This is a genomic window from Clostridium grantii DSM 8605, from assembly GCF_900129965.1.
In the GTDB taxonomy this organism is placed as follows: Bacteria; Bacillota; Clostridia; order Clostridiales; family Clostridiaceae; genus Clostridium_AF; species Clostridium_AF grantii.
Window position 1 is genome coordinate 1 of the sequence record NZ_FQXM01000072.1, and the last position, 1,947, is coordinate 1,947.

The 1,947-nt window shown below is 29.6% G+C and carries 4 protein-coding genes; all 4 read left to right on the top strand.

Translation table 11 applies throughout. The annotated features are described in order from the left end of the window. Window positions 1-255: hypothetical protein (locus tag BUB83_RS21015; protein WP_207649354.1), on the top strand; the 255-nt coding region annotated here is incomplete at its 5' end. 25 nt (window positions 256-280) lie between these two features. Beyond that, window positions 281-502: a class IIb bacteriocin, lactobin A/cerein 7B family gene (locus BUB83_RS21020; protein ID WP_073341033.1), complete on the top strand. Its 222-nt coding sequence runs from the start codon at window positions 281-283 to the stop codon at window positions 500-502. A 99-nt stretch (window positions 503-601) separates the two neighbouring features. Beyond that, a complete protein-coding gene (locus BUB83_RS21025; protein ID WP_073341034.1) occupies window positions 602-928 on the top strand; it encodes a hypothetical protein in 327 nt (108 codons plus the stop codon). Between the two features lie 394 nt (window positions 929-1,322). After that, complete coding sequence (locus BUB83_RS22135; protein WP_159434136.1) at window positions 1,323-1,463, top strand: hypothetical protein; 141 nt, start codon at window positions 1,323-1,325, stop codon at window positions 1,461-1,463. Window positions 1,464-1,947 lie beyond the last annotated feature (484 nt).

A 1,947-nucleotide genomic window follows, 5' to 3' on the forward strand; every position in this document is an offset into this window, starting at 1 on the left:
ATAGTTTTGAATAATTTACAATATAAGGAGGTGAATATTATGGAAATGACTTTGAATTATAGTGGTGCTTTTTGTGAGTTGGGTTGTGATGAGTTGGAAGTTGTTAATGGTGGAAAAGATGCTTACAATATAATTTGCGGTGCTATTTTTGTTGGAGGAATTACTGTTGCGGCCGGTCTTATAGGTGGCCCACTTGCAGCTGGTGCGGCTGGTTTCATCGCAGCAGAAATCTATTATTCTACACCATGCTATTAAAATAATACTAAAGGGGGACTATATTATGAGTGATAATAACTTTTATACTTTAAATTCAAAAGAATTACATTCCATAGATGGCGGATTGTTAATTGGAGCTATTGCTCTAGGAACTGTAGGCTTTTGCGCTGGTGCTGTAGTAGGTATAGGTGTCTATGCCTTTACCAAGAATGATACTCACATACTTAGTACTGCTTTTGCAGGAGCAGGATTAGGTGCAATGTCTGGTGCAGGATTACCAATATAATGAAAATATTTTAGTTAAAAAAGAAAGAAATATATTATGTATTTCTTTCTTTTATCAAACTTTACAATAGATTTAGAATATATTCAAGGAGATGATACTATGAATTTTAGAACGAAAGAAATTGGACTTGGTACAATTTCTCCTATTCTACTTGTTTTAGGTCTTACTTTTAATACGTTATTAAAAAGCGCTATAATTAATTTCTTTCAACTGAAATCTATTTATTCTTTTGCAAATAAAATTAATTATACAATCATTTACTCAATTCTGTTTTTTATTGCTTCTGTTCTAGTAGGTTCAAAATATAAAGATGATTTCGGGGCGCAAATGAGTATAATTCTTTCAAAATATATGCTAGGTTTTACTATTACTGCATTGCTACTATATAAAATAGTAGGTAGTCGCTTAGTGCTGCCTCCTATGTAAGTAAGTTCGTCGGCTTCCTTCCTTACTATTCCCCCTAGGGGTTTGTTAACGTTTTATGAACAAATTTGTAAATTTATGTTTAGAAGTAGTGTGAATACACTACTTCTATTTTTTTATTAATTACTTCTTTAATTTACACATAATATGAAAGAAAGTAGCTGATTTCCAATCATCTCCTAGGACCTCCGAGGTGTAATTTTTTCCAGGTACAACCTTGAAAACATAAAAAACATGTACGCTGGCAAGAAATACTTGCTTTATAGTACATGTTTTTTTGACTTCAATATTTTTTCAGTAATTTTCTAGTCCCTTTAGCATAAAAATTTGAATTAATAAGCTAGATAAAACTTTAGAATTAAAAAATCTTTTATGCTTAAGAAAGAAAATGAACCAAATGGAAATTAACCAAGAGATGCAAAAGATTGGACAAGTCATTAAAGAAAATAACCTACAAAAATCTGGCCCAGTTTTAAATACTACTTTTGGAGTTGAAATGGTTGCTGGGCAACAAGTATTAGATATAGTAGAATCATAAAAAAAATATTTTTATATCATTCGAATTCTTCATATATCTTTTAGGAGGTTAATTATGCCAAGTAAAAAAATCAATATTTTTATGATAATATTATTAGTTGTATTGAATATACTATGGGTATCTTCTTTTCTATATTTTATCATTTTTAATAATCTATATAATACAATTATTATTTATATTATGAGTTTTGTGATTATTTTTAATAACAATATGCGTGCCTATAATAATTACAAGGAAAACAAATTCACTAAAAAGTAAGCGGTAACAAGTTCGTAGGCAAAGCCTCCTCACTAGGTGAACTGTGACTTAGGTAAAAATGTAAGGATGTAGTTTTTCCAGGTACAACTTCTACAAGATAAAATAGCATGCAATAAAACTAAACTTTTGCTCTCTTATGCATGCTTATTTTTCTTTAAAAAACAGTGTCCTTTCGATAATTTCACAATACTTCTTGAGTAAAATTTTAAATTCTAAAAAAAGACTG